The organism is Aliiroseovarius conchicola, assembly GCF_041403445.1.
GTDB classification, from domain to species: domain Bacteria; phylum Pseudomonadota; class Alphaproteobacteria; order Rhodobacterales; family Rhodobacteraceae; genus Aliiroseovarius; species Aliiroseovarius conchicola.
In genome coordinates this window covers 1-22589 of sequence record NZ_JBGEHL010000004.1, presented here as the reverse complement: position 1 = coordinate 22589, position 22589 = coordinate 1, and the positions used below count along the sequence as shown (strand labels likewise).

The 22589-nt window shown below is 56.5% G+C and carries 23 protein-coding genes and 1 pseudogene; 6 read left to right on the top strand and 18 right to left on the bottom strand.

Translation table 11 applies throughout. The features are described 5' to 3' along the window. Positions 1-44 precede the first annotated feature (44 nt). Positions 45-1019 carry a DUF3179 domain-containing protein gene (locus V6N04_RS08240; RefSeq protein ID WP_371169669.1) on the top strand — a complete coding sequence of 325 codons (975 nt, stop codon included), beginning with the start codon at positions 45-47 and terminating at the stop codon, positions 1017-1019. 6 nt (positions 1020-1025) lie between these two features. Here the strand turns inward: V6N04_RS08240 and V6N04_RS08235 are convergent, their stop codons facing one another. From V6N04_RS08235 to tyrS, 6 genes are all read right to left on the bottom strand, one after another. Continuing rightward, positions 1026-1571, bottom strand: a complete 546-nt coding sequence (locus V6N04_RS08235) for a hypothetical protein (RefSeq protein ID WP_371169668.1) — start codon at positions 1569-1571, stop codon at positions 1026-1028. 16 nt (positions 1572-1587) lie between these two features. After that, positions 1588-3099, bottom strand: coding sequence for an anthranilate synthase component I (trpE, locus tag V6N04_RS08230; protein WP_371169667.1), 1512 nt, complete (start codon positions 3097-3099; stop codon positions 1588-1590). 40 nt (positions 3100-3139) lie between these two features. Continuing rightward, positions 3140-4981: a SurA N-terminal domain-containing protein gene (locus tag V6N04_RS08225; RefSeq protein ID WP_371169666.1), complete on the bottom strand. Its 1842-nt coding sequence runs from the start codon at positions 4979-4981 to the stop codon at positions 3140-3142. An 81-nt stretch (positions 4982-5062) separates the two neighbouring features. Further along, positions 5063-6244 (bottom strand): aminotransferase, encoded by a 1182-nt coding sequence (locus V6N04_RS08220; protein WP_371169665.1) that lies wholly within the window; start codon positions 6242-6244, stop codon positions 5063-5065. Between the two features lie 204 nt (positions 6245-6448). Then, positions 6449-6934, bottom strand: a complete 486-nt coding sequence (locus V6N04_RS08215) for a GNAT family N-acetyltransferase (RefSeq protein WP_371169664.1) — start codon at positions 6932-6934, stop codon at positions 6449-6451. Between the two features lie 81 nt (positions 6935-7015). Then, a complete protein-coding gene (gene tyrS / locus V6N04_RS08210; RefSeq protein ID WP_371169663.1) occupies positions 7016-8272 on the bottom strand; it encodes a tyrosine--tRNA ligase in 1257 nt (418 codons plus the stop codon). 129 nt (positions 8273-8401) lie between these two features. Here tyrS and V6N04_RS08205 point away from each other — a divergent pair, with 129 nt between their 5' ends. Both V6N04_RS08205 and V6N04_RS08200 read left to right on the top strand, forming a co-directional pair. After that, positions 8402-9487 carry an anhydro-N-acetylmuramic acid kinase gene (locus tag V6N04_RS08205; RefSeq protein ID WP_371169990.1) on the top strand — a complete coding sequence of 362 codons (1086 nt, stop codon included), beginning with the start codon at positions 8402-8404 and terminating at the stop codon, positions 9485-9487. A gap of 12 nt (positions 9488-9499) precedes the next feature. Next, positions 9500-10108, top strand: coding sequence for a 3'-5' exonuclease family protein (locus V6N04_RS08200; RefSeq protein ID WP_371169662.1), 609 nt, complete (start codon positions 9500-9502; stop codon positions 10106-10108). Between the two features lie 3 nt (positions 10109-10111). Here V6N04_RS08200 and V6N04_RS08195 read toward each other — a convergent pair whose 3' ends face one another. From V6N04_RS08195 to V6N04_RS08170, 6 genes are all read right to left on the bottom strand, one after another. Further along, entirely contained in the window at positions 10112-10453 is a 342-nt protein-coding gene (locus V6N04_RS08195; RefSeq protein ID WP_371169661.1) for a DUF427 domain-containing protein, read from the bottom strand. 63 nt (positions 10454-10516) lie between these two features. Continuing rightward, positions 10517-12316 (bottom strand): aminopeptidase P family protein, encoded by a 1800-nt coding sequence (locus V6N04_RS08190; protein WP_371169660.1) that lies wholly within the window; start codon positions 12314-12316, stop codon positions 10517-10519. 116 nt (positions 12317-12432) lie between these two features. Then, positions 12433-14307, bottom strand: coding sequence for a cobaltochelatase subunit CobT (gene cobT / locus V6N04_RS08185; RefSeq protein ID WP_371169659.1), 1875 nt, complete (start codon positions 14305-14307; stop codon positions 12433-12435). A 1-nt stretch (position 14308) separates the two neighbouring features. After that, complete coding sequence (locus tag V6N04_RS08180) at positions 14309-14749, bottom strand: hypothetical protein (RefSeq protein ID WP_371169658.1); 441 nt, start codon at positions 14747-14749, stop codon at positions 14309-14311. Between the two features lie 2 nt (positions 14750-14751). Beyond that, positions 14752-15738 carry a cobaltochelatase subunit CobS gene (gene cobS / locus V6N04_RS08175; RefSeq protein WP_371169657.1) on the bottom strand — a complete coding sequence of 329 codons (987 nt, stop codon included), beginning with the start codon at positions 15736-15738 and terminating at the stop codon, positions 14752-14754. 193 nt (positions 15739-15931) lie between these two features. After that, positions 15932-16558: a DnaJ domain-containing protein gene (locus tag V6N04_RS08170; protein WP_371169656.1), complete on the bottom strand. Its 627-nt coding sequence runs from the start codon at positions 16556-16558 to the stop codon at positions 15932-15934. 74 nt (positions 16559-16632) lie between these two features. Here V6N04_RS08170 and V6N04_RS08165 point away from each other — a divergent pair, with 74 nt between their 5' ends. Continuing rightward, a complete protein-coding gene (locus tag V6N04_RS08165; RefSeq protein WP_371169655.1) occupies positions 16633-16890 on the top strand; it encodes a BolA family protein in 258 nt (85 codons plus the stop codon). Here V6N04_RS08165 and V6N04_RS08160 read toward each other — a convergent pair. The 3 genes from V6N04_RS08160 to V6N04_RS08150 form a co-directional block, all read right to left on the bottom strand. Further along, on the bottom strand, positions 16887-17279 hold the full coding sequence (locus V6N04_RS08160; protein WP_371169654.1) for a DUF4177 domain-containing protein: 393 nt from the start codon (positions 17277-17279) through the stop codon (positions 16887-16889). The two genes, V6N04_RS08165 and V6N04_RS08160, sit on opposite strands and share 4 nt — an antisense overlap. Positions 17280-17404: 125 nt before the next feature. After that, positions 17405-17899 (bottom strand): SRPBCC family protein, encoded by a 495-nt coding sequence (locus V6N04_RS08155; protein ID WP_371169653.1) that lies wholly within the window; start codon positions 17897-17899, stop codon positions 17405-17407. Further along, entirely contained in the window at positions 17896-18246 is a 351-nt protein-coding gene (locus tag V6N04_RS08150; RefSeq protein WP_371169652.1) for an ArsR/SmtB family transcription factor, read from the bottom strand. Before V6N04_RS08150 ends, V6N04_RS08155 begins: the two co-directional genes overlap by 4 nt. A 341-nt stretch (positions 18247-18587) precedes the next feature. Here V6N04_RS08150 and V6N04_RS08145 point away from each other — a divergent pair, with 341 nt between their 5' ends. Next, positions 18588-19364: a hypothetical protein gene (locus V6N04_RS08145; protein WP_371169651.1), complete on the top strand. Its 777-nt coding sequence runs from the start codon at positions 18588-18590 to the stop codon at positions 19362-19364. A gap of 85 nt (positions 19365-19449) precedes the next feature. Here the strand turns inward: V6N04_RS08145 and pyrE are convergent, their stop codons facing one another. Then, positions 19450-19992: an orotate phosphoribosyltransferase gene (gene pyrE, locus V6N04_RS08140; protein ID WP_371169650.1), complete on the bottom strand. Its 543-nt coding sequence runs from the start codon at positions 19990-19992 to the stop codon at positions 19450-19452. A gap of 1 nt (position 19993) precedes the next feature. Continuing rightward, positions 19994-21508 (bottom strand): Asp-tRNA(Asn)/Glu-tRNA(Gln) amidotransferase subunit GatB, encoded by a 1515-nt coding sequence (gatB, locus tag V6N04_RS08135; protein ID WP_371169649.1) that lies wholly within the window; start codon positions 21506-21508, stop codon positions 19994-19996. A 317-nt stretch (positions 21509-21825) separates the two neighbouring features. Here gatB and V6N04_RS08130 point away from each other — a divergent pair, with 317 nt between their 5' ends. Next, the gene (locus tag V6N04_RS08130; protein ID WP_371169648.1) at positions 21826-22422 is read left to right on the top strand and encodes a transglycosylase SLT domain-containing protein; all 597 of its coding nucleotides are present in this window, start codon (positions 21826-21828) and stop codon (positions 22420-22422) included. A 54-nt stretch (positions 22423-22476) separates the two neighbouring features. On the opposite strand, the pseudogene V6N04_RS08125 reads toward V6N04_RS08130, so the two are convergent. After that, positions 22477-22589 (bottom strand): annotated as a pseudogene (locus V6N04_RS08125) (IS5-like element ISCARN85 family transposase); the annotation flags it as partial.

Below are 22589 nucleotides of genomic sequence, written 5' to 3'. Positions count from 1 at the left end.
CTCTGTCAGTGTGGTGACACCGGACGGATAAAAGGAGAGGCCCCATGCGTATTTTAATGACGATGCTTGCCATCACCATGGGGCTATGGGCGCATGAAGCCCGCGCCGATCCCGGCCAGTGGCAATCTGAGTTTCCCAAAACTGACTTCACGATGACCAAAGTGACGGAATGGAATGAGATCATGTCAGGCGGCCCCGGTCGCGACGGCATTCCCGCCTTATCTGATCCGAAATTTATCAATGTCATGGAAGAAGGCCGCCTGGGCGCGCGCGAACCCGTAATTACCTTGGAGCTAGAAGGGGATACGCCGCGTGCCTATCCTTTGCGCTACCTAACGTGGCACGAGATCGTGAATGATAAAGTCGGCGGGAAACCGGTTGCTGTGACCTTCTGCCCGCTCTGTAACTCCGGGATGGTCTTTGATCGCCGGGTGGACGGCAAAACACTGACCTTCGGCGTGACTGGCAAGCTCAGAAACTCCGACATGGTCATGTATGACCGCGAAACCGAGACATGGTGGCAACAAGCCATCGGCGAAGGCATCGTCGGCGAATTGGCTGGCACGCAACTGACGCAATTGCCCGCGTGGATGGAAAGCTGGGCCGAGTTTGCGAAGCGTAATCCCGATGGGCTGGTGATGGACGAACCAAATGCACGCCGCCCCTACGGTCAAAACCCATATGCCGGATATGACAGCCGCCAGCGTCCATATCCTTTCTTTACCGGCGAGCAACCCCCTCACGGAGTGCCCGCTCTGGCCCGCGTCGTTCGTGTAGGTGAACGCGCGTGGCCGGTCTCACGCCTCGCGAAAGAAGGCGAAATAACCGAGGCAGGCGTAACGATCAGTTGGAACGAGGGACAGGCATCCGCCCTTGATACAGCACGCATCTCAAAAGGGCGTGACGTGGGCACCATACGGGTTAAAGACGCAAAAGGCCGCGATGTACCCCACGATGTCCTCTTCGCATTCGCATATCACGCGTTTTGGCCGGATGGGGAGTGGATGCTGGGGGGATGACGACAGTCAGTCGCACCGGTGGGGTTCGTCCAGACTGAACGATACGTTTTTCCAAAGCCAAGTGAATGACGGGATAAAATACCGAAAACTACTGGCGTTAACCAGCAAAGAAACGTGGACAGCGTGGCCATTGCTCTTGCCAAGTTTTGCGGAAACGATGTCCTGCCTTCGAATCTCGTAACCTGCTGGCCGAACCACTACTCTATCATTTTCAATCACTATCTGATGGATGCGCTTGCGAGCAAGTTGCACTGAAAAAGCAAGGGTTCCGGTGGCGAAAACGGCCAATAGCACCCAGAACCGTCGGGGGTCTGCATCCAAGAACATCGGTATCAATCCAAGTGGCGAGAAAAGAAAGATGGAAAAGAACAACCAGAATAGCAGCTTTTGCGGCCTATCATTCACGTCATAGATGCCTTGATGCTCGCCAAAGAGTATTTCCACATCCTGTTCATTTCGAACCACCATGAAAGACTTACCTATCCACAGCACTAGTTTGCTGCTTTTTCTTGTCGAAAATATCCTGGGGTGAGGCCGCAGGCCGAGGGGCAACGCCCCTTATGCGCCCTTAGCTATTCCCACCCCGCGTGAACATTGCTGCATCCTCGGCAGCGCGCCGGATGGCCTTCGACTTGTTCACCGTTTCCTCATATTCCGCCTCGGGATCGCTGTCATAAACGACACCGCCACCGGCTTGAATATAGAGCTTCTCGTCCTTCACAACGGCTGTGCGCAGCGCGATGCACATATCCATGTCACCACCCGCGCTGAAATATCCCAAACCGCCGCCGTAAACGCCGCGTTTCTCGGGCTCCAACTCGTCGATGATCTCCATCGCGCGCACTTTGGGCGCCCCTGAAACGGTCCCGGCGGGCATACCAGCAAAGAACGCCGACAGCGCGTCCTGATCTTCGTGCAGCTCACCCACCACGTTCGAGACGATGTGCATCACGTGGCTGTAGCGTTCGATGATAAACTCCTCGGTCGGGCGCACTGTCCCGATTTTCGAGACCTTGCCCGTATCGTTGCGCCCCAGATCAAGCAGCATCAGATGCTCGGCCAGCTCTTTCTGGTCAGCCAACAGATCGGCCTCAAAGGCCTTGTCTTCCTCGGGCGTTTTGCCGCGTGGGCGGGTGCCTGCGATGGGGCGGATCGTGACCTCGCGATCAAAGACCCGCACCAAGATTTCGGGCGACGCGCCGACCACTTGAAAGCCACCGAAGTTGAAATAGAACATGAAGGGCGACGGGTTCGTGCGCCTGAGGCTGCGATAAAGCGCAAACGGGGGCAGGGGGAAGTTCTGCGTCCAACGCTGGCTGGGAACCACTTGGAAAATGTCGCCCGCGCGGATGTATTCTTTCGCTGTCTCGACCGCAGCCAGATAGTCGGGTTTCGTGAAGTTGGATACCAAGGGGCCAAGCTCGCGCGCCTCACCCAGATCACGCGTCTCACCGGGCGTTGCCCGATCCAGATCGCGCAGCGCATCCATCACCCGTTCAGCCGCTTGGGCATAGGCCGCTTTGGCCGACAGACCGGACCCCACGAAAGCGGGCGAGACCAGTGTGACCTCTCCCTTCACGCCATCAAGCACGGCAACCACAGACGGCCGCATCATCATCGCATCAGGAAGGCCCAGCGGGTCTGGGTTCACATCCGGCAGATGCTCGACCAAGCGGATCATATCATAGCCCAGATAGCCAAACAGACCAGCTGACGCGGCGGGCAAGTCTGTTGGCAATTCAATCGCGCTTTCCGCCAGAATTGCGCGCAGACCATCCAGCGGATCGCCTTGCATATCTTCGAACGCATCACCGTCAAAGCGTGCCATGCGGTTGACCCGCGCTTTTTGATCCCGGCAATCCCAGATCAGGTCGGGTTTCATGCCCACAATGGAATAGCGCCCGCGCACCTCGCCACCGGTCACACTTTCCAACATGAAACTGTCGCGGCGGGCCTCGGTCAGCTTCAACATCAGGCTGACAGGCGTGTCCAGATCGGCGGCCAAACGGGTATAGACCACTTGGTTCTTACCCGCCTTCCAGCCGGCTTCGAATTCCTCGAACGAGGGTGTCAGAGCCATGGTATTTCCTTTCCGGGCCGGGTCTGGACCTAGGTGCGGGTTATTGCAGCTGGGCGTTCACCGCGTTGATGACGGCGCGGTTCAATTCGATACCTGCACGATCCTGAATCGCGCGTGAGAAGGCGCGCTCCACGTCAAGTGCCAGTTGCTGCGCCGTGCCAGCGGCAAAGTTTTCCTTCAACACCAGAGCATCTTCGCTGTTCTGATCGGCAGGAACAATCGCATCCAATCGCGCCATAATGACACCCTCGGTGGTCGGAACCACGCGCCAGGTCCCTGCCTCCATATCGAACACATCGTTGATCAAGGCGGGGGGCGTGCCTTCGATAAAGGCTTCGCGGGTCTGGCCTTGTTCCAACACCTCGGTGAAACCAAGCGAGGCCAGGCTTTCGCCACCTTCCAGCTCTGGGATCAAAGCCGCTGCTTCGTCTGCCAGCAAGGAAAGACGTGTTTCTTGCTCCCATCCTGCCAACACCGCATCTGCGACTTCTGACTGGTCCTGCAGGCGCGGGGGCTGCAACTCGTCCAGACGCATGGCGAACACGCCGCCATCTGCCATAAGTGTGATTTCGGGGAAGTCATCGACAGTCACAGCGCCTGCAGCTTCGCGGAACGTGTCATAGGCGGCGATGCCGTCGGACATGCCAGCGGTCCAATCAATCGTGCCAAGACGCATGTTGTGTGCTTCTGCAATTTCTTCAATCGTGGCGCCGCCTGCCATCTGGTCGTCAAGTTCAGCGACCAAATCGCTGATCACGCGACGGGCCGCATCGGCAGAAAGCTCGCCCTGTAGCTCTTCGCGCGCGTCTTCAAGACTGGTTTCACGGGCCGACAGAATGGCGTTCATCCGAAACAGCGCCGGACCAAGATCGCTTTCCAACGGGCCAACGACACCCGGTTCGGCCAAAGCAAAGATCGCGTCACCAGCTGCGCCAAGGTCTTCTTTGGGAAGGTCACCCAGATCGATATCTGACAGTTCCAGATTGCGGTCGGCCACGAGCGTTTCAAACGTTGTGTCACCCGCAGCAATCGCGTCAGCCGCCGCCTGAGCATCCTCGGTTGAATTGAATACCAAACGCTCGACCAATCGGCGCTCGGGCACCTGATATTCGTTGATACGCTCGGCATAGAGCGCCGCAATCTGATCCTCGGCCACATTTAGGGTCGGGATCACATCTTCGGGGTCCAGCCACGCATAGCTGATCACCTTGGTTTCGGGCAGAGTAAATGTCGCCTGATTTGCATCGTAGTAGGCGGTCAGGTTCTCGGCCGTCGGCGTGGGCAGAGCAGTGGTCAGGCGATCCACACCGATGGCGGCCCATGTGAAGTCGCGTGCTTCACGCGCATAGCCATAAAGCGCATCGACATAGGCTGGCTGAGCTTCGACGCCATCCGCAACGGCGGCTTGCAGAATTTGGCGACTTACTTCTGCCCGCAAGCTCTTCTCAAACTCCGAGGCTGTCAGCCCGGATTGCTCCAACGCAAAGCTATATGCCTGACGGTCAAACTGACCGTCGGCCCCCATGAAAGCGGGAATATCAACGATCCGGTCGCGCAATTGTTCGTCGCCCACAGAGATGCCCAGACGCGCGGTTTCATCCTCTAGGGCGGCGGTGCCAATGACCCGCGCCAGAACCTGTTGGTCCAGCCCGATGTTACGCGCCATCTCCATGGTTAGACGCTGGCCGGTCTGTGCCTGCAACGCGTTCATCTCGGACTGCAATTCGCGCAGATAACGGTTCGCATCCACCTCGGTATCACCGACCGTAGCAATCGAGCGCGCAGAGCCGCCGAAATTGGTCGAGCCGAAGCCCACGAGCCCCACCATCACAAGACCCATCAAGATCCAGCCAAACGTGCGAGAGACTTTGCCGGTTGCCATACGCGTGTTCCTTATACCACCTGTTCCAAGGGGTTTTAGGCGGTCGGAACGGGAATGCCAATATGTGTTAAGAGCAAAGCCTTAGGGCGTAAAAGCTGCGAGCCGCTCCAATACCGTCGCGATTCCGTCTGGATCAATGTTTGCGAAGGCAACGCGCACCTGTTTTTGCCCGGCCAGATCGCCGTCTGGTGTGAACATCGTACCGGGCAAGGCAAGGATTGCGGCCTTGTCCACCAAAGCCTGCGCCAACGCGTCCGAGGGCATGTCGTAAGGGTGCTCGAGGTAGGCAAAATAGGCCCCGCACCCCATCAGACGCCAACCTCTGTTGGCCAGCGGTGCAAATCCCGAACGCATCGCTTGCGCGCGTGCCAGTATCTCGTCCCGCTCACTCGCCAACCAATTGTCAAGGTTACGAAGACCCCAAAGCGCTGCATGCTGCCCAAGTTGCGCCGGACAGATCGTGACGGTGTCGAGGAATTTCTCGACCTGCGCCAACCGGGCAGGGGAGGTCGTAATGGCGCCAACCCGATGCCCGGTCAGACGATATGATTTCGAGAAACTGTAAAGCTGAATGAGGGTCTCGTCCCAATCTGGATCGGTAAACAGCGTGTGCGGTGCGCCGGATTGCGAATGAAAATCGCGATAGGTTTCGTCAATGATCAATGCGATGCCACGCGACTTGGCCAACGTGTAGAATTCGGTGATCAAAGCGGAAGGGTATTCAACGCCCGTCGGATTATTCGGGGTCACCAACACAATCGCACGCGTGCGCGCGGTGATCAGCGCCTCGGCCTTCGCCGGATCGGGCAGAAGTGTATCGCCGGTCGGGAGCGAAACAGTGCTGATCCCCCCCATATCCAACCACATTTTATGGTTGAAGTACCAAGGTGTCGGCAGGATAACCTCGTCCCCCGGTGCGGTCAAAGTTGCAATCGCAGCGCAGAAGGCCTGATTGCAGCCAGAGGTTATGGCGATGTTGTCCGCGGTCACTGCGCCGCCGTAATGACGCGTTATGTTGAACGCCAATTCCGACCGCAGGGCCGGCAGGCCCAACACCGGACCATAAAGATGCGTCTCTGGTTGGCGTAAAACCGCATCCGCCATCGCCTGACGCATCGGCTCGGGTGGGGGATCCACAGGGGCTGCCTGACTGACATTGATCATGGATTGCTCTGCGGGGAAACTCTTTCCCTCAACCCATCGCCGCGCCTCCATCACAGGTGGCGGGAATGTGGCAGCAAGATTTGGGTTCAGGGGCGTCATGCAAGACCTCGTGCAGAGTTCGTTACCCGGACGGTAGCAATCGACGCGGAAGGCTGCAATCGGATGTGGGTGGTACGGACGGCGACATAATTCAGACCTATCGAAACGCGCGCGCATCCCTTTGCGGTTCTTGCGCGGTTAGGACAAGTTTTGCGTCACATGACCGGATGCTCATACATGAGGCGTCATTGCCACTTCAAGCAATTACCGGTGATTCACGTCGACGACAAAACATTTACAGATCTTACCGTCTGGCGTTCGATACGTCCGAAATCCCATTGCCTCGTAATAAGCCAAAGCTTCCGAATTCGAAGCTGAGATCGATGCGTCAATATGCAAGAGATCAGCTTTGCCTGCGGCCTTTCGGGTGACATCGAAGAGCGCGCGTCCCACGCCTCGTCGCGCAGCGGAGGGCTTTATGTGTGTGCCGATGATGCCCCACCCTGGCTCGACGTCCCATTCGTTCCCATTCTTCGCTATTTTCAAAGATTGAAATCCTAAGACCTCTCCATCCGATTTTGCCACGGAACAGCTAATTTTGTCTTGGTCACTGATGTAGTTCTCGAGAACAAAAACCTCATCGTCGGGTCTTGTTCGTTTGCCTGAAGCGGTCAGTTCCTGGAGAAAAGCGCTCATTTGCCCAACATCTTCAGGAGTGGCTTCTCGTATGACCATTTTCATCCCTCGCATGATGTGCTCGGTGTGTTTGCGAATGCGATTGTAATTACCTGTTCACTGACCCAAAACGGGTGTCCCACTGGGGCAGAGCCCCTATCCCTCCAACACCACCAGAGCGTGGCGCTTTTTACCTGCGGACAGTTTCATCGGCTCAGCCAGCTCGCCCGCCGCGATCATGCGGCCTGCATCGGTGAGTGCTGCGTCGTTCACCTTGGCGCCGTTTTCAGCGATCAGACGCTTGGCCTCTTTCCCCGATTTCACCAGCCCGGCTTTCACGAACAACTGAATGATCGAAATGCCGTCACCTAGGTCATCCACTGACAACGTCACGGTGGGCAAATCCTCACCGGTTCCGCCCTTTTCAAACACCTCACGCGCGGTGGCTTCTGCAGCTGTTGCTGCATCCCGCCCATGCGCCAAGGTTGTGACTTCATTGGCCAAAATGATCTTGGCGTCGTTAATTGCCTGACCTTCCAGCGCGCCCAGACGGTCACATTCCTCGATCGGTAGCTCGGTGTATAGCTTCAAGAAGCGACCTACATCGGCGTCGGTCGTGTTGCGCCAGAACTGCCAGAACTCGTACGGGCTTAGCATATCTGCATTCAGCCAGATCGCGCCTTGCTGCGATTTGCCCATCTTCTTGCCGTCGGACGTGGTCAGCAGCGGCGAGGTTAGGCCATAAATCTCATGATCCAACACGCGGCGTGTCAGGTCGATCCCGTTCACAATGTTGCCCCACTGATCCGAACCGCCCAACTGCAACAAACAGCCATAGCGGCGGTTCAGTTCCAAAAAGTCATAGGCCTGAAGGATCATGTAGTTGAATTCAAGGAACGACAGGCTCTGCTCGCGATCCAGTCGTGACTTTACGCTTTCAAAAGCCAGCATTCGGTTGACCGAAAAGTGCCGCCCGATATCGCGCAGGAAGTCGAGGTAATTAAGCCCATCCAGCCACTCGGCATTGTTCAGCATCAGCGCCTTATTGGGGCCATCTGCATCATAGTCGATGTAGCTGGCAAACACCTTTTTGATCCCGGCGATATTGTCGTCGATCTGGTCCGGTGTCAGCAACGGGCGCTCATCTGCGCGGAACGATGGATCACCCACCTTCGTGGTACCACCCCCCATCAGCGTGATCGGCTGGTGCCCGGTTTTTTGCAACCAACGCAGCATCATGATCTGGATCAGAGACCCCACATGTAACGACTTCGCTGTGGCGTCAAACCCGATATAAGCCGGCACGACCCCCGCGGCAAAAGCTTCGTCCAGCGATTGATAGTCGGTGCAATCGGCCAGAAAGCCGCGCTCGATCATCACACGCATGAAGTCGGATTTTGGGTGGTAGGTCATAGTGTTTTGGTCCATCTTAACAGTTGAACCTTTCGTATAGACGGGAGGTGGGCAAAGGAAAAGAGCGTGTTGAACACCATCGGGAAAGAGGCACTTAGCGCGCAGCTTAGCCGCGGTCCCGTCTGGGCCATGGGCTGTATGTCGGGCACGTCAATGGATGGGGTCGACGCGGCGTTGATCGAAACCGATGGGGTTCGGATCGTGGAGTTCGGGGCGGCCGCGTTCGCTGACTATACCGCCGAAGAACGCGCGGTGCTGACCAAAGCGATGGGCAAATGGCACGACGCGCCAGAAATCGCACCCGCAGCCCATATCGTGGAAGAGGTACACAACGCCGTCATCGCGCGGCTGGTGGAAGAGGGGCCGGCACCGGCGCTTATCGGCTTTCACGGCCAGACATTTGCGCATGATCCGCATGGGCGCGGCACTCATCAGGGCGGGGACGGGCAGGCTCTGGCCAGCTCTCTTAATCTTCCGGTGGTCTGGGATTTTCGCAGCGCAGATGTCAATTTAGGCGGCGAAGGTGCGCCACTTGCCCCGTTCTTTCACCATGCGTGTGCCGGGTACATAGGTGCCGAGCAGCCGGTGGTTTTTCTGAACCTCGGCGGGGTCGGAAATATCACTTGGGTCGATCCGGCAATTACCGCTCCGGAAGCCCCTGGCGCGTGCCTTGCTTTTGACACTGGCCCTGCCAACGCACCGATGAATGACCTGATGCAGATGCGGCTTGGTAAAAGCCATGATGAGGATGGCATTTTGGCGCGATCAGGAGTGGCGGATGAAAAGATCGTTTCAGATTTTCTAGACCATCCTTATTTCTTAAAAATGCCGCCCAAGTCTTTGGACAGAAATGATTTTCAGAACTTGTCTGATATGGCTTCCCATCTGTCAGATGCCGATGCTTTACGCACCATGACCGCTTGCATTGCCGTTGCTGTGGCACAAGGGTTGAAGCACTGTCCAAGCTCCCCTTCGCGCGTGCTTGTGACTGGCGGAGGCCGCCACAACGCCACCTTGATGAACGAATTGCGCCATCGCCTTTCGGGTCCGGTCGAGGACATCGATACCACCGGATTAGACGGCGACATGTTAGAGGCTCAGGCCTTCGCCTATCTCGCCGTGCGGGTGGCGAAGGGTTTGCCAACGTCTGCACCAACCACAACGGGCGTCGCAGCGGCGGTAGGTGGCGGCACGGTGTCGGAGCCAATAATCTGAAAGCGATTTCGCATGGATACGGTTGTAATTTTTGACACAGAATTCTTGGTGACCGAAGGGGCGCAGGCTCGGTTTTGGTGCGGGCCACATGATCCTGACCCTGTTGCGGTACAAATTGGCGCAGTTAAGCTGGGGATGGGCGAGGGGTTTCCAATCCTCAATACGCTCAGAATATACATTTGTGCCAAAGATAGGTTTGGCAACGATGCCGTGCTCGATCCCTTTTTCTCTCGACTTACAGGTGTGACGCCTGCGGACATAGATGCGTATGGGATCTCATTAGCAGATGCACTTGAGAAATTGCACCAGTTTACAGGCGATGACCGGCTTTGGTCCTGGGGTAAGGATGAACTGAACATGCTGGCCATCAGCTGTTACATAGAGGGAATTGCACCCCCTCTGCCGATTCAGAGGTTTGGGAACATTTGTTCGTTGGCCCTGAAATCGGGTATGTCCTACGAAGATATTAAGAAAACCCGCAGCTCCAACCTTGCCGACTATCTCGGCGCTCCGCATCCTGCATTGAAAAATCACGATGCATTGGATGATGCGCTTTCAGTGACCTATGCGTTGCGTCACCTGCTTTCAGAAGGGAGCTTAACCCCGTTCGACTTTCACTAGGGGTCAAGTCCGCGCCACGGTTGCCTTTTCCGCGTAGAACGCGATATGTTCCTTGAGAGAGGCCAGATCTTCGACCGGCGCGTCATATATATAACCCGCATCCTCGATCAGGGTCGATTTGGTCTGGATGGAATAATGTCGCGCCTCGCCCAGGTAAGGGTTGGTGGTGACGGTGTCGGATTTGTCCAAAAACGCCATCGCCACATCGGCCACGGGGAAATAGATCACGGGTGTCCCGTCGCCCTCGATCACCTCAAGCGCTGACTGGCTTTCGCCCAACACTGCGCCGCCTGCACGAATGGTCCATTTGCCCTCGGCCGGGCGGATCTTGATTTGGTCAGCCATGGTGTCCTCTTGAATTGAAGTGATGTCGCGAGACTGTAACAGAATTTTTGCAACGCTTGCGTGTCAAATCGGCGCACAAACGGTTTTGAGCCAGTCAAACGTCGCGTCATTCAGGCGGCCCTGAAGCTTTTCGACGCAGAAGGCGTGATAGGCATTGAGCCACGCACGCTCTTCGCCCGACAGCATATCTGCGACGACCAGACTCGTATCGAACGGAACAAACGTCAGCGTCTCTAAAGACAGCATATCGCGATCTGCATCGCCGCCTTCCGGGCAGATGGCCGTTTCCACGACCACAAGGTTTTCCAGACGGATGCCAAACGCACCTTCGCGGTAGTATCCCGGTTCATTGGACAGGATCATACCGGGCAGCAGTTCCACGTCAGAGACGTGGCTGAAGCGCGCCGGACCTTCGTGAACAGACAGATATGCACCAACACCATGCCCCGTGCCGTGGTTGAAGTCTTGGTGGGCCGCAAAGAGGGGATAACGTGCGATGGGGTCCAAGTCCCGACCCGAGCGGCCGCGAGGAAAATAGACACGCGACAGGGCGATCATGCCTTGTAACACACGAGTATAGCATCGTTTTTCTTCTTCCCCGATATCGCCGACCCGCAATGTGCGCGTGATATCTGTGGTGCCATCGCGGTACTGACCACCGCTGTCCAGAACCACCAGATTACCGTCTTCCAAGCTACGATTTGTCTCGTCGGTGACGCGGTAATGCATGATCGCGCCATTGGGTCCGGCCCCCGATATCGTCTCGAACGAGATGTCCAGAAGCGCGTTGCCAGCACGCCGCTTTTCTTCCAGCGTCGTGACCAGATCAATCTCGGTCAGGCCGGATTTATCCGCGCCGTCATACCACGCCAAAAACTCGACCATTGCGGCGGCGTCGCGCAGGTGCGCCTCGCGCGCGCCATTAAGTTCGGTCGGGTTTTTCTGCGCCTTGGGCAGGACCGCAGGATCATCGCCCCACGCAATCTGGGTCCCAGCATCTTCAAGAATTTGCGAAGCCGCCAACGGGGCTGAGGCTTTGTCGACCCGCACCGGACCGTCGAGTTTTTTCAACGCGGTTGAGAAGTCCTTGATTGAATGAAGCGATACATCTGCGTCCAGCTTGGCCTCGATCACTCGGCCCTCTGTGGTGAAAAAGGCGACTGATCCATCGTCATTCAGGATCGCGAAACCTTGAACAACCGGAATACGCGGGATGTCGTCGCCGCGGATATTTAGCATCCACGCGATGCTATCGGACAGTGTCATCACGCAGGCTTTTTGCCCGTCCGCCAGCAAGCCATCGGCAAGCTCGGATCGCTTGGCAGCGCTGGACATGCCCGCAAATTCAATGGGTTGTTCGATGATCTTCCCATTTGGGGCAGGCGGGCGGTCTTCCCAAATCTGATCCACCAGATTGTCGGTCGGGATCAGTTTGATCTCTGTGCCCTCAAGGGCTGCCTCGATCTTGTCGATCTCGCCTTTCGTGTGCAGCCACGGGTCAAATCCAATCTTGGCAGACGCATCAGCCAAACTATCCTTCAACCAAGGTCCGGGCTGAGTTTCGGGCCAGTGCACGGGAGTAAACGCGTCCATATCCGCCTGCACACGCACCTGTGTACGATAGCGTCCGTCGACGAATATTCCCGCAGTTTTCTTCAACGCGATGCAAAACCCTGCAGAGCCGCTGAACCCAGTCAGCCAAGCCAGCCGCGCATCGCAATCAGCCACGTATTCGCCTTGATGGGCATCGGCGCGTGGCACGATGAACCCATCCAAGCCTTTCATGGACATCGCGCGGCGCAAACGCTCTAGCCGGGCGGGGCCGCGTGTGGGATCGGCAGAGCTGTCAAACGTCTGGAACATAAAGAACTCCGGTCGGTAGGTTTGTGGAACTGGGGACTGGTAAATACTGCCGCGCCCAGCAAAGCGGACGCGAATGCGCGCACCATGCCGCACATCGCCACCAGTTGAAAGAGGGGTCAGCCCGCTTTCTTGATGCCCATCACACGCGCACGGGCGCGTGGGTCACTGTCGAAGAGCGCAGCAAGTTGTTCGGTCATCGCGCCTGCCAATTGCTCGACATCCGTGATGGTCACAGCGCGGTCATAGTAGCGGGTCACATCGTGGCCGATACCGATGGCAAGCAGCTCTACCTGCTTGCGTTTTTCGACCATTTCGATCACGTCACGCAGGTGTTTTTCCAAGTAATTCGCAGGGTTGACGGACAAAGTTGAATCATCCACCGGCGCGCCATCCGAAATCACCATCAAGATCTTGCGCTGCTCAGGCCGGGCAGTGATCCGGCGATGCGCCCATTCCAAAGCCTCGCCATCGATGTTTTCTTTCAGCAGGCCTTCTTTCATCATCAGACCCAAATTGTCCCGCGTGCGGCGCATCGGGGCATCGGCTTTCTTATAGATGATGTGACGCAGATCGTTCAGACGACCGGGCTGTTGCGGACGCCCGTCGGCCAGCCATTTTTCACGGGCCAAGCCGCCTTTCCAAGCGCGGGTGGTGAAGCCCAGTACCTCGACCTTGACCTGACAGCGTTCCAGCGTGCGCGACAGTACGTCAGCACAGATCGCCGCGATCGAGATGGGACGGCCCCGCATCGATCCAGAATTGTCCAACAGCAACGTCACGACGGTATCGCGGAATTCAGTGTCTTTTTCCTGTTTGAACGACAACGGCGTGGTGGGGTTGGCGACCACACGCGCCAGACGCCCAGCGTCCAAAATGCCTTCTTCCTGATCAAACAACCACGAGCGGTTTTGTTGCGCTTGCAAACGGCGCTGTAACTTGTTGGCCAAACGACTGACTGCGCCTTTCAAAGGCTCCAACTGCTGATCCAAATAGGCGCGCAAACGCTCTAATTCAGCAGGCTCCGCCAAATCCTCGGCCATAACCTCTTCGTCATGCTCGGCATTATAGACCAGATAGTCCGGATCTGCTTCCGAGGCGGGCGGGGGCGAGGGCTGCTCAAGCGGCGCATCCGCTTCGGGCATTTCCGCCTCGTCGCTCATCTCATCGTCAGCCAGATCATCAAGCGAGACTTGAGCCTCGGACTGGTCCATCTGCTCGTCCTGAGAGCGTTCGGGGTCGGCCTCACCCTCCTCTTCGTCCTGCGACTGCTCGTTTTGCTGATCGTCCTCGGCCTGATCCTCTTCGGCTTCCGCGTCGTCCTGGCTGTCGTCGTCCTCGTTGTCGGGATCATCGCCAAGTTGATCACCGTATCCCAGATCATCAATGATCTGACGGGCAAATCGGGCGAATTCCTTTTGGTCGCTCAGCTTTTCACCAAGGTTGTCCAAATGGTCGCCGGCTTGACCTTCAATGAAGTCGCGCCACAGGTTCAGCACATTGCCAGCAGCGGGCGGGAGGTCGCGCCCGGTCGCCAGATGGCGCATCAGATATCCCGCAGCCACGGGCAGCGGGGCATCCGCAGGCGCGGTGATCTGGTCATAGCCCGCGCGCACTGCGTCTGTTTCGATCTTGGCGTCGATGTTGCCCGCAGTACCGGGCATGTCGCGCGCGCCCATCGCCTCGCACCGGGCGGTTTCCATCGCTTCATAAATCTCGCGCGCCATGCCGGACGCAGGCGCATACTTATTGTGCGTCGCCTCGTTGTGGTAACGCAGCTTCATCGCATAGGCATCCGCCGTGCCCCGCGCCAACAACACCTCATCCCGTGTCATCCGGCGCGTCACCTGAGGCAGACGCACCGCATCATTGGACATACCCGGAGGGTCGACCGAGAAGCTGACCGACAGATCGGGTTCGTCCGCAAGCGTCTTCGTCGCCTCAGCCAGCGCTTTCTTGAACGGATCAGCAGGGTTGTCGGTGGGTTTGCTCATGCTACCAACCTATTTTGGGCGCGATTGCGAGATTCTGGTCAGAGAGTACTCCATCACATAGCTCAGATGTCGATTTGAGATGTTGCTTGGCAAACTTTCGATAAAGTTCATCTTCGGACCTGATCGACCGTTTGATCTGGGAACTGTTATCAATGCCAGCGACGGTAATAGCTACCAAACGCTTGAATAAGTCCCCATCTATCATGCCAGTGTCTTTGGCAAAGACGATGGCAGCCTTCGCATCCTTTGAAGCGGTGAGAAGCTCCTTTGAAGTCGGAAATGATACGTCACCTAGAAAGGTTTTGTGACCTAGGCTGAGACTGGCAATTCCGCCATAGAAACCTGAGCAGAATGCATTCTCAAAAAACGCTGTTGTGCCAGTTTCCGCAAGACTACTTGCGGGGATAACGAGTGTCCAAACTAGAAGTAAACGTCTTAACATAGTTAACCCAAACTCATGCTCACCGCGCTTTCCGGCAGTTCCTCGTCGAAGCAGCGCTGATAGAACTCCGCCACGATCTGGCGTTCAAGCTCGTCGCATTTGTTCAGGAAGGACAGGCGGAAGGCATAGCCGACCGAGCGGAAGATATGCGCGTTTTGCGCCCAGTTGATCACGGTCCGCGGGCTCATCACAGTCGACAGATCGCCGTTCATGAAGGCCGTGCGGGTCAGGTCCGCAACGGTGACCATCTGGCCAACGGTTTTGCGGCCAGCCTCGGTGTTCAGGAACGGGTTCTTCGCCAGCACGATGTTGGTCTCGGCGTCGTGGCTCAGATAGTTCAGCGTGGCGACCAGCGACCAACGGTCCATCTGCGCTTGGTTGATCTGTTGCACGCCGTGATATAGCCCGGTCGTGTCGCCCAGACCCACGGTGTTTGCGGTGGCAAACAGGCGGAAGGACGGGTGGGGGGTGATGACCTCGTTCTGGTCCAGAAGGGTCAGCTTACCGTCATGCTCCAATACACGCTGGATCACGAACATAACGTCCGCACGACCGGCATCGTATTCATCAAACACGATCGCGGTCGGGTTGCGCAGCGCCCAAGGCAGAATGCCTTCTTGGAATTCGGTGACCTGCATCCCGTCTTTCAGCTTGATCGCGTCCTTACCGATCAGGTCGATCCGGCTGATATGACTGTCAAGGTTCACACGCACGGCAGGCCAGTTCAGGCGGGCCGCGACCTGTTCAATATGCGTCGACTTGCCTGTCCCGTGATAGCCCTGAACCATCACGCGGCGGTTGTGCGAAAAGCCTGCAAGGATCGCGAGCGTCGTGTCGGGATCAAACTTATACGTCGTATCAAGCTCTGGCACGCGATCCATACGCTCAGCAAAGCCTTTGACAACCATGTCGCTGTCGATGCCGAAAACCTCGCGCACCGAGATGTCTTCGGTGGGCTTCGCGTTCATATCCAGTGTGCCGTCTGCCATTGGGTGATCCTTCTCCTCGCGGGTCGCAACCAGAGTGTGATGCCCGATCAAAGGGGCGGGTTCAAGGGGAAGGTCGCCAGATTTGTGACGTAAGGACAAGGTGGCCCTAGAAACGTGGCGTGACTGGGCATATTGGCAAAGAAAAAGGCGACACAATGGCCGCCCTTTTGGTACAATCTCGTTGAAACCCGACCTACTTAAAGCTGCGGCTTTCCTTGATTTGATCCCATGCCCAGACAACTTCCTGAAGCTGTTCTTCCAAACTGCGATCACCACCGTTCATGTCGGGGTGCAAAACCTTGATCAGCTTCTTATAGGCCTTGCGGATCTCGGCCTTGGTCCAGTGATCCTTGGCTTCTAGAATTTCGACGGCGCGACGTTCTGTAGGCGGCAGTTTGCGGGTGCCGGTGATGGACTTGCCCGGATTGCGGGTGGCATTTTCGCCCAGCACCTGATGGGGGTCATCAACGCCCAAGCGGGCCCAGGCGCGCTGTTCATCCTTGGTGCCCATCGGCTTGGTCTCACGCTCCCACACGCGATCTTTTTCCATCTGCTCGTTCATTTCTTCTTCGGTGGAGCCGTCAAAGAAGTTCCACTTCAGATTATATTCCCGAACGTGGTCTTTGCAGAACCACTTGAACTCGTCCAGATGATCGGGCGAACGGGGTGCGCGGTACTGACCAGCCTCTTGGCAGCCATCATGTTCACAGACGCGTTGCGAGGTTTCGAACGCCCCGGACATTCCACGCTTGCCGCGCGGGTTCTTCTTTTTGGCGGTCGAGACCGACATATCAAAACCAAAGGGATCGCTTTTAGACATTGGAATACTCTTTTCGACTCGGACCAGAGAGTTTAGTGCATTTTCGAGGCGATTGAAGAGGGAAAGACCAAGAAATGACCAGAACCGAGCAAATATCTTCGAAACTACAAGATGCGTTTTCACCTCAACGGCTTGAAGTTATTGATGAAAGTGAAAAGCACAGGGGGCATGCGGGGTATCAGGAAGGCGGAGAAAGCCATTTCCAGGTCATCATCCGCGCGCCGATTTTCGCCGAGATGTCGCGAATTGCGCGCCACCGCGCCATTCACAAAGCGCTTGGACCGGAGCTTGTGGCACAGATCCACGCATTGGCGCTGGACGTCTCGGACTAACCGTCGGATTTATTGTCGGTTCGTTCAACAGCCGGGGCGTGATCGCTGACTTCATTTGCTTCGGCAGCGGATGGAAGCGCCGGGGCCGGATTTTCCTCAACAGGCGCCACGGGCGCTTCGACCAACGGGGCCTCTGCCACCTCGTCTGCTTCCACCTCCACATCCAGTGCGCGTCGGAACACCAGCATATTGTGATAGACCGTCGTCCGGCCCGTGAGGCCCGAGCGTTCTTCGCTCGGCAACGTGTCTGTGCGTTGATATTCCCACCCTTCAGCGGCCATTTCGTTCAAGATTTCGGCCATCACATGGGCAAAGCGCGCCTCTGAGGTTTTGACGCCTCGTGCTTTTTTACCTTTGCGCGGGGCGGGGATCACTTCGTATTCAAACATGGGGCCACTCTGGTCTGGGTGCGTTCAAGGCGCCTCATTAGCAGGTGAAAGTGATTGGGGCCAGCCATGAAGGCCAACCCCAGCAGGATTGCGCGCAGGCCTGTGGCGGGCCTGCACAATCAACCTTACGATTGCAGATCTGCAAGAATTTGAGCCAGCATGTCCATGCCTGCTCCCCAACCGTGATCCAGCCCGGCCATCGCGCCTTTAAAGCACGCCAGTTCAGCCTCTGTTGCGCCATCCGGCACCCATTCCAGCCGCATATGGGTCTTGTCGCCTTTGGGTGCGAACGTAACCGTGGTCATCAGGTGGCGGGGCCAGTCAGGCATCATTGGGTTCGCCGCTGGTTGCCAATCGTTGTCGGTGATTGTGTGTCTCCAAACCAGACGCTCAAATGGTTTCACTTCTGAATACTCGGCCTTCTCAAACGACGATCCTTTCGACATCCGCATCTCGTTCAGCCAAACGCCGCCCGGCGTGACGTCAAGCTTATGGATGACAGTTTCGACACCCGGACCATACCACTGTGAAAGCAGCTCCGCCTCGGTCCAAGTGCGCCAAACCAGTTCGGGCGAGGCGTCAAATACGCGCTCCAACACGTAGGTGGGTAAATCGGTCATTGGGTATCCTTCCTGTCATTTGATTTTAAATCGCTCAGCAATTTGTCCAGCTCGTTGAAACTTCCGGTCCAGAAGCGTTCGAAGTCCTCAAGCCAGTCGATCGCGGCTTTCATCGGAGCGGCTTTGAGGCGGGCAGGGGCGCGATGCCCTCTGTCGCGTTCAACCAATCCAGCTGTCTCCAGAACCCGGAGATGTTTGGAGATGGCAGGCTGGCTAATCTCGAAGGGTTCAGTCAGCTCTGACACGGACGCCTCACCTTGTGCCAGCCGCGCCAGAATGGCCCGGCGCGTAGGGTCGGCAAGGGCACTGAATACGGCGTCGAGTGTGGGGCCGGCGGGTTTTATCATAACTAAATGGTTATGGATTGGGGTGGAAAAGTCAAGTACTGACCCGTCTAGGTTTGACCAACCCATGTAAACACGCGACATTCTACTCTGCCTGCCTTGGTCACGAGACTGCGGGTATCTTTCAAACTCGTCGCACAAAACCAAGCCGCCGTGCCACGCGCGATGTTTGGATTTACTCACATTCGCAGTAAGCATGTGCTAGCAATCGGGAAGTTCATCTAGCCTACACAAGTGGGCAGATAACTTGCGGCCCAAAGCGGGAAGGAAAGCCAGAGACGTTTTTCAGCCTGCAATGTATGAAGTTTAGTGGGTTGGCGTTGGTCTAATGTAAGGAATAAGCCGTGCAAAACATCTATAAACTTTCGTCCGCCACGGCCGTTCTTTTGGTTGTATCGACGCCGGTGTTCGCAGTGGACTTAGTCGGGGTCGATGTCACGTTGGGTTATGGCGCGGTCACTGGCTCGGAAGACTTGTCGACCGCAGCGTTAACTGGGTCCGTGGAAATTGGCTTCGGGTCAGATTTTGGGCTGCAACTGGATTTGAGCGGCTATTCAAATAACAACTCACTGGGCAGCTCGAAAAGCCTGTCGGGAACGATGCATGCCCTTTACCACGTCAACCAAGATATTACTGTTAGCGCATTCTACGGCGCTAATTCTCTGACGTCTGGCCCAGTCGCGTTCTATGGCGCCGAAGCGGACATCACATTCGGTAACATCACGGCCGAGGTATATTGGACCCAATTCAGCGATCAGGACTTTATCTTTGCAAACTATAGCTCACGGCAACGCGGTGCCGAAGTCAAAGTAGAGCTATCCCCAAAAGTGTCTTTAGGCGTTTCTTACGATCAAGAGAATGCAGATTTGATGATGAAATCCAAATTTCTGCCAGATGCCGGTTACTCGACAAAGAACTTCGCAATGGTTCTTCACTATCGCCCAACCGAGCACGTATCGTTGTTAGCTAAGGTCGGCCAAAGTAAGTACGATGGCACCGGGTCGATCAGCGGGCTCAGCCAATCCGATGTATTCTATGGGCTCGGCATTGAATACACATTCGGTAAAAATAAAGGTACAACGTTCGGAACACGCGGGCGTCTTTGGTCGACGAACTTCTAATCTGAGACGCCTCTGACCAGCTGTTTCCGATGCTGCTTTAGCGCCCCTTTCTTATTCTATCGAAATCTACCGCACCCAAGTGGACTCAGACTTCAAGATCGGACCGCGTAAACACCGGATGCACAGCGAGCGATGGAACATCCTTGATTGAAGGTTCGCCTTCGCCCCGCCAGATCGCGCAAATCACGGCCAAGACGTCGGCCCCTTCCTGCATGGCAAGCTGATGGGCGTCTGCGACGGCCCCTCCGGTCGAGATTACATCCTCGATAAAGGTCACGCGTTTTCCGGCAATATCCTGTCCCTCGATCGCGCGGCAAGTTCCGTAGGTTTTCGCTTCTTTCCGAACGAATGCGGCGGGCAAGCCGGTTTCAAGGGCCATAGCGGTGACCAGAGGGACACCGCCCAATTCAAGACCCGCGATGATCTCGGTTTCTGGCGGTAACAATGCACACATCGCGTGCGCCAGCGGCTTCAGCAGTGATGGATTACCTTCAAACCGGTATTTGTCGAAATAAAGGTTCGACACTTGGCCAGATCGCAGCAGGAATTCACCCTCAAGTGTCGCGGCTTTCGCCAAACGGCGAGCAAGATCTGATCGCGAGGCCGGGGTATTCGGCGTGGAAGCCAACTTAAAGCCCCAGTTTTGCTGTCACGATCTCGTTCACCGCTTTGGGATTGGCCTTGCCGCCGGTGGCTTTCATCACCTGACCAACAAAGAAGCCCACCAGTTTTGGGTTCTCTTTGGCCTTTTCGACTTGCGCTGGGTTGGCGGCGATCACGTCGTCCACAGCGGCTTCGATGGCACCGGTGTCGGTGACCTGTTTCATGCCGCGTGCTTCGACGATTTCCGCCGGGTCGCCACCCTCGGTATAGACGATTTCAAACAGGTCCTTGGCGATCTTACCCGAGATATCGCCCTTGGCGATCAGCGCGATGATCCCGCCCAGTTGGTCGGGGCTAACGGGGCTGCCTTTGATGCCTTTGTCGTCCTTCTTCAGGCGGCCGAACAGCTCGTTGATCACCCAGTTGGCGGCAAGCTTGCCGTCGCGCCCCTCTGCCACTGCCTCAAAAAAAGCAGCGTTTTCCGCATCTGCGGTCAGGACGCCGGCGTCATATTCGGACAGGCCAAAGCCAGCAACGAAGCGCGCTTTCTTCTCATCTGGCAGCTCTGGCAACGTTTGCGCGATGCCATCCACCCAATCTTGCTGGATCTCCAGTGGCAGCAGGTCAGGGCAGGGGAAGTAGCGATAGTCGTGCGCCTCTTCCTTAGACCGCATGGAGCGTGTTTCGTTCTTGTCCGGGTCATAAAGGCGTGTCTCCTGCACAACCTCTCCACCATCTTCCAGAATGGCGATCTGGCGGCGGGCTTCGTAGTCAATCGCGGCCTGAATGAAACGCATGGAGTTCATGTTCTTGATCTCGCACCGGGTGCCCAGATGACCGAAATCCTGTGTCTCCATGTATTTCTCAAACTGGCCCGGGCGACAGACCGAGACGTTGACGTCCGCGCGCAGGTTACCGTTTTGCATGTTGCCATCACAGGTGCCCAGATAGCGCAGAATCTGACGCAGCTTGGTGACATAGGCCGCGGCTTCTTCAGGGCCACGGATATCGGGACGTGACACGATCTCCATCAACGCGACACCGGTACGGTTCAGGTCGACGAAGGACATGTTCGGATCCATGTCATGCACGGATTTACCGGCGTCTTGTTCAAGGTGAATACGCTCGATGCGGACCTTGCGCGCGATGCCGGGACCCATATCTACGATCACTTCGCCTTCGCCCACGATCGGGTGGTAAAGCTGCGAAATCTGATAGCCCTGCGGCAAGTCAGGATAGAAGTAGTTCTTGCGGTCAAATGCTGAGAACAGGTTGATTTCGGCTTTCAGGCCCAACCCAGTGCGCACCGCTTGTTCCACACAGTATTCGTTGATCACGGGCAGCATGCCGGGCATGGCCGCATCCACGAAAGCCACGTTCGAGTTGGGTTCCGCGCCGAACTTCGTCGAAGCACCTGAGAAAAGCTTGGCATTCGAGCTGACCTGAGCGTGGATTTCCATCCCAATAACCAGTTCCCAATCTTCCTTTGCCCCAGCAATGGTTTTAATGGCAGGGGTTTCATAGGCGAGATGATCCAGCATTTGCATATTTCCCGAATTTCTTGATCCACAGGCCTTCTAGGGCAGGGGCGCGCAGGGGGCAAGAGGTTGGGCCTGATCATAGCCACTCACTACCGGTTCGTCTGAAGATGGTGGTGGTCAATCTCTGCTTGTGCTGCGCCGCAGAATGGTTGAATTTTCCGCCAATGGTAGAATGTGGCAGGGCATATCCGCCATGCATATAAGGCATATCAGCGAATTCACGCCAATTGCTGCGGTGCGGCAATCGAATGGTTGAACTTTGCAACCGAACTCCCTACCTGCCAGCAAGCGAGTAAAAACGGACCTTGGTGGGGACGATGAAAAGATTGATTTTGGGGCTGGCGGCTGCTTTGACGCTGACGCAGTCCGTACAAGCCGAAGACATTTTGGGTACGCGCGGGCTGCGCACGCCCGTATTGACCATGAAATGGGATGAGAAGCCGCAGGCCGCTGCCTGGACCAACGCTGCCATTGACGCGTTAGAGACCCACGGCTCGGTTCTGGCACAAACTGTGCCAGACGATATCGACCAATGGTGCCCGGGCTACGCAGCGCAAAACACCGAAGGGCGTAACGCGTTCTGGGCCGGGCTATTGTCGACATTGTCCTTCTATGAAAGCACATGGCGCCAAACAGCCGTTGGCGGTGGTGGCAAATGGTACGGGTTGGTCCAGATCTTGCCTGCGACTGCGCGCGGTTATGGCTGCGAAGCGAAATCGGGGGCTGCTCTGAAGAATGGCGAGCTGAACCTCAGCTGCGCAGTTCGCATCCTTTCAACAACCGTTCCACGCGACAATGTTGTCTCGAAGGGGATGAAGGGCGTGGCTGCCGATTGGGGCCCGTTCCACTCAAAGCGCAAACGCGAAGGCATGCGCAGCTGGATCAAAGAGCAGAATTACTGCTCGGCTGCATAACAACATTCTATACTAAAAAGAGCGGCCCAAACGGACCGCCCTTTTTAGGGCCTGTTAACACTTAATCATATCGACGATTAGGGCGAAATTCAGGAAAGCGCGGTACATGACGTCCAGCTTTTCGAACCTTGAGAAGATGCGCCGGTATCCTTTCAGCCTTCGAAACA